Raw genomic sequence first — 5,367 nt, forward strand, 5'->3', positions numbered from 1 at the left:
GATTACGCACACTGCCCGAACACGTCTACAACCAGATGGTCATGGGCTGAAAAACGTGGGGATACCTCAGATCCGGCACCACGACGGCGAGCGCCCGGTAAACGGCCTGGTGACCGCAGTGCGGCAGTTGGGAGCCGATGGGGGTTTCTCCAGTTGCCGCTTGCGCATCCAGCCCGCGCTGGCGCTGCTTGCCTACCGTCGCACCTGTCGCATCTTCCAGGACGTGAGCGTGCCTGACATCGTGTCGCAGATCGTGCAGGAACACAGCGCGAGCAATCCACCGATCGCCGCCAGCTTCCGGCTCAGGGAGCAACTGCGCCAAACCTACGCCCCGCGTTCGTATTGCACGCAGTTCGACGAGGACGACCTCAGTTTCATCCAGCGTCTGCTCGCGGAGGAAGGCATCAACTACACGTTTGCGTTCGAGGACGACCAGGACGCACCGATACATACTCTGGTGCTGTTCGACGACGCCAACGACTTGGCCCAGGCGCGTCCGGCCCGCATCGGTTATCGCCGTGCCGAAGACGCGACGCAGGCCGACAGTCTGCTGGCCTGGCAAGGCGAGCGGCAGGTCATGACGTCGGCGACCGCGCTGGTGAGCTATGACTACAAGCCGGCGACGCCAAGCAATGCGGACGATACGTCTGTCATCGATCAGGGGCAAGAAGGGCGTGCGGTCGGTGCGACCTTGAAGGACTACAGCGCGTTGTCGCCGTGCTACGCCAGCGATAGCGCCGAATATGCGCGTTACGCGCAAGTGCGGCAGAAGTGGCACGACCAACGCGCCAAGACCTGGTATGGCGGCGCGGTCACGCCAGGGCTGGAAGTCGGCAAGTACGTGGAGGTCGCAGACCATCCGTCGCTGGAAGGAGACGGCGGCGAGCAGCGCCAGTTCGTGGTGACCGAGCAGTTCCTGGACATCACCAACAACCTGCCGACAGACCTCACGCGCCAGCTGCCCAGCAGGTTGCTGGGGCTGGCCTCGGCCGACGTCGGTCCGCCACCGTCGCTGGCTGCGGTGCCGCCGCCACCGGACGGTGGCGCGCAGTCCCTGCGTTTTGCCGGCGTACGTCGCGGTGTTGCGTTGGTGCCGGCCTATATCGAACACCTGCGGCGACCCACCGCGCCTGGACCGCAGACCGCGACCGTGGTCGGCAAGGCAGGCGAAGTGGTCGATACCGATGAGCTGGGCCGCATCCTGGTCCAGATGCATTGGCCGCGGGGACAGGAGCACGCCAAGGGCGGCGCTGACTATGACGAGCGCTCCAGCACGCGCGTGCGCTATGCCTCGCCTTCGGCAAGCGATGGGTTCGGCCATCAATTCATCCCCCGTATTGGGGATGAGGTGCTGATCGAGTTTCTACACGGCGATATCGATCGGCCGATAGCCGTGGCGGTCATCCACAATGGCCGCCGCCCCACCGCAGCGTTCAGCGGTGCCAGGGGGCTGCCGGGCAATCGCACGCTCTCCGGCATCCTGACGCGCGAGCACAACGGCAGCGGCGCCAACGAACTGATGTTCGACGACACCACCGGTCAGCCGCGTGCGCGCCTGGCCACCACCCAGCACGCCAGCGAACTGAATCTCGGTTACCTGACCCATCCACGCGCCGACGGCCAGGCCGACCCGCGTGGCCAGGGTGCCGAGCTCCGCACCGACGCCGCAGCGGCCTTGCGCGCTGCGCAGGGCATGTTGCTGACCACCTATGCGCGCAGTCAGGCCGGCGGCCACCAACTCGACCGCGCCGAACTCGACACGCTGTTGGCGCAATGCGCCGAACTGTTCAAGGGCCTGGGGGACTACGCCGCCCAGCACGGCGGGCAGGCGGTGGAGACCGGCGGGCAAGACGCGCTACGCCAGGCACTGCAGGGCTGGCCCAGCGGCACGGAGGGTAACGCCGCAGGCAAGCCGTTGATGGCCTTTGCCGCCAGCGAGGGCGTGGTCAGCGCCACGCCGCACAGCCACCTCAGTTACGCCGGCCAGAATATCGACAGTGTGGCGCAGCAGCATCTCCAGCTGACCAGTGGGCAGGCGACACGCGTGCATGCCGGGCAGGGGATCGCGCTGTTCGCGCAGGCATCGGGCCTGAGCGCCATTGCCAACCAAGGCACCTTGCGTTTGCAGGCACAGGCTGACGATCTGGTGGCCAACGCGCAGACGAACCTGCAACTGACGGCCAACACGGGCGAGCTCTTGCTGAGCGCGCCACGGATACGGCTGGTGGCCGAGGACGGCAGTTTCATCCGCATTGGGGGCGGGGTCACGCTCGGCACGCAGGGCGGGGTGGAGATCCACGCTGCCAGCCATGCGTTGCTGGGGCCGTCCACCGAGCAGGCCGACCGCCCCAGCTTCGGCAAGGACGGCACCGATCAGAAATTCCAGCTGCACTACCCCAGCCACAGCGCAGACACTCCCCAGCTCGCGGCGAACCAGGCCTACCGCATCACCCTGGACGACGGCCGCGTCGTGCAAGGCGTCTCCGATGCGCAGGGCCTGACCGATCTGCTGCGCGATGAGGTCACGCGCATCGCGCGCATCGAGGTCCACAAGCCTCCGCTGGGCGGCGGCTGACGCCCCTCCCGCATGTGCGGTGCTGCCCGCCACCCTTCCACCGTTCTTCGTTCCACAGGATGCCTGTATGACCGAATCCTCCTATGTTGTCGCCCAAGCCAGTGCGCCGCTGCTGTGCAATCGGATGGGCGATCGTCAGGTACAGGTGCCCGCGGACCGGCCGGGCATCGTGATCTTCATCCACGGCGTCAACGACCCCGGCGCCGGCTATCCCACCGTGGAAAAGGGGCTGTGCCAGGGCCTCAACGAGCGCCTGAGCCGCGTGGATCTGCGCGCCGGGCAGTATGGGGTGCAATACGCCCAGGCGAAGGCGTCCAAGGCTAAACCTGGCGATAGGGATTACCGAACGGTGGCGGCGGTCAAGTACGACCCGGATACCTACCTGTATCAACGTAGCGAAGACACCACCAGCAAGTTGCCGACCCACAGCATGTTCATCCCGTTCTACTGGGGCTACCGCGCCAGTGACAATGAGATCGCCAAGGACAAGAGCGGCAATCCGACGCGCTTGCGCAGCCAGTATCAGGACGCCGCCGGCAACCGGTTGGATGCCCATTTCGCCAAGGCCGGTGGGTACTTCGCCAACGCCACCAGCAACTTGCCGGACATGTATGGCAAGGGCTTCGACACCAGCCTGATGACCGCGACCGTCCAGCCGGTGGCCTCTGACTACACCTATTTCGGCAAGGCGCCGCCACGGCGGTATTTTGTGCTGGCGGCCGAACGGCTGGCCATGTTGGTGAGCGAGATCCGCCGCTTGGCTCCGGACGACACTATCACCATCATGGGCCACAGCCAGGGCACGCTGATTACCCTGCTGGCGCAGGCCATGCTGGCCGGACCGTAGCCAGCGTTGCGCGGACTGCCTGATCCTGGTGGACAGCCCCTACAGCCTGCTCGAACCCAAGGGCGAGGAGCAGACCACGCAGGCCAAGCTGCAGACGCTCATCAATATCGTCAACGCAGTGACCACCAAGCCGTACGTCCGCCCACCATTGAGCGAGCTGCAAGTGTGTCAGCCAGGATATGGTGGCCGCACCGGACATGGATGGACCCCCAGCCAGGGCACCCGTCTGGATGCGGAAGGCAAGCAGATCGTGTTCGCCGAGCGCGACAACCGCGGCAAGGTGTACCTGTACTTCTGCCCACAGGACACAACCGTGGCGCTGGATCAGGTGCAGGGCATCGGCACCTATGGCGTGCCGGACACGGTGCAGGTGGCGTGGAAGCGGAAGTTCTACAGCACCGAGCGCACGGCCACGTTGCCGGCGATGGACGCGCTCAAGGGCCTGCGCTTCCATCAGCGTATGTGGACCAAGGTGCTGCGTGGCGGCAAGCCGGTGCTGGTGGGCCGGCCGCCACAGCACATCCCACTGCGCGTGGAGGGGGAGGCGCGCTACCCTGGTGGAGGTGTAGGCGCCGCGACCACGGCCAGCCAGACGCCATTGCCGCAGGAGGGGCGCTACATCAATGGCGAGGCGTTGCAACCGCCACACGCCCCCCAGATGGAAGAGGGCGAGGCCGATCCGCGCCAGTACAAGAGCAGCACGCCGCTGCGCGGCACGCCGACCCGTGCCGGCAAGGATGCGCCGGACGATGTGTCGGTGGATGTGGCGCTGGGCAATCCGGCGGCGCGGTTACGCTAGTACATGATCTTGATCAGCATCGAGCAAGAGGAGGTGCCCGAGTCCAAATTGGCGGAGATGACCCGCGAGTTCAACGCGCAGCATCCAGACATCAACGACCAGACACCCGGTTACACGTGCGATGTGACCGATATGGGCTGCACGGTGTGGCGGCATGCCACACCCAACGAAGTACGTGCGCAGATGGCGCGCAACCCGGCCGCGCTGAGTGACAATTCCTACCATTCGGCGATGCTGCGCAGCACGGAGAACCACCGCTGGGTCACGGCCATGGACGTGGCGATCGGGCAGGCGCAGACATTGGATGATCCGGAGTGGCGCAAGTTGCTGATCGCCTTCGCCAACTGGCGCACGCCGTTCGCGCCTCCTAAATATCGAACAGCATCTTCCGTCTACATCAGCGAGCTTGCGAATTTCGAAAAGCTGAGTCCTGGAGCGCAAATGCTGGCCAAGCAGACGGCTGACTACTACACAACAGGAAAATTTCCGGATGTCGTGTCTAAGGAGCCGCCAGACAAATACGTGGTAAGCAGGACCCGAGCGCAACGTGCGGAGAGCAACGAATGAGCGCGGCGCAACGGCCTGGCATCACGCGCTATGCGCTGGTATGGCTCGGAATGCTGCTGGTGTGGGTGGCGCTGATCCTTTTCATCTACTATCGCCAATGGCAGTCAACAGGCGTGGAGGATTCCGGCTTGGGCAACGATATTCGTAATGGTGTATTGGCGATCACCGCCCTCGTGGGCCTGGCCTTTGGGGGTCATTGGCTGTGGAAGGTGCGCAGCGCGGTGGCCAAGGAACCAGTTGCCATGGCAAGCAGCCCGGCCACGACGGCGACAGCCGCGACTCCGCACGGGCGCATGCTTGCCGGCCAAGGGGAGCGCTATGTGCTGGAGGTGCGCGGGCTGGGCTTGGCGGTAGGCGACTACTACCAGACGGTCTGGCAGGCTATACGTGAAGACGACGACGCGTTCAAGTCTGTGCTTCCGCATGATCCGAAGTATTACGACCCCAATACGCGGATCGGCCATGGAGAACTGGCAGCCAGAACATCCTTTGGTGATGCTGCTAAGAGCCCGTTCAAAGTCTTCCCGAATTATCCGATCATATGGAGATGAGAGCACGCTATCCCAGTGACGTCAGCCG

General features: G+C 64.9%; 1 protein-coding gene and 2 pseudogenes. All 3 read left to right on the forward strand.

The features are described from left to right. Positions 1-55: 55 nt before the first annotated feature. The gene (locus XpopCFBP1817_RS19250; RefSeq protein WP_244171260.1) at positions 56-2,575 is read left to right on the forward strand and encodes a type VI secretion system Vgr family protein; all 2,520 of its coding nucleotides are present in this window, start codon (positions 56-58) and stop codon (positions 2,573-2,575) included. 67 nt (positions 2,576-2,642) lie between these two features. Beyond that, positions 2,643-4,788, forward strand: a pseudogene (locus tag XpopCFBP1817_RS19255) (T6SS effector phospholipase Tle3 domain-containing protein). Beyond that, positions 4,785-5,330, forward strand: a pseudogene (locus XpopCFBP1817_RS19260) (type VI lipase adapter Tla3 domain-containing protein); the annotation flags it as partial. The pseudogenes XpopCFBP1817_RS19255 and XpopCFBP1817_RS19260, both read left to right, overlap by 4 nt. Positions 5,331-5,367: the final 37 nt, after the last annotated feature.

Origin of the sequence: Xanthomonas populi, from assembly GCF_002940065.1 — a bacterium.
Lineage (GTDB): Bacteria > Pseudomonadota > Gammaproteobacteria > Xanthomonadales > Xanthomonadaceae > Xanthomonas > Xanthomonas populi.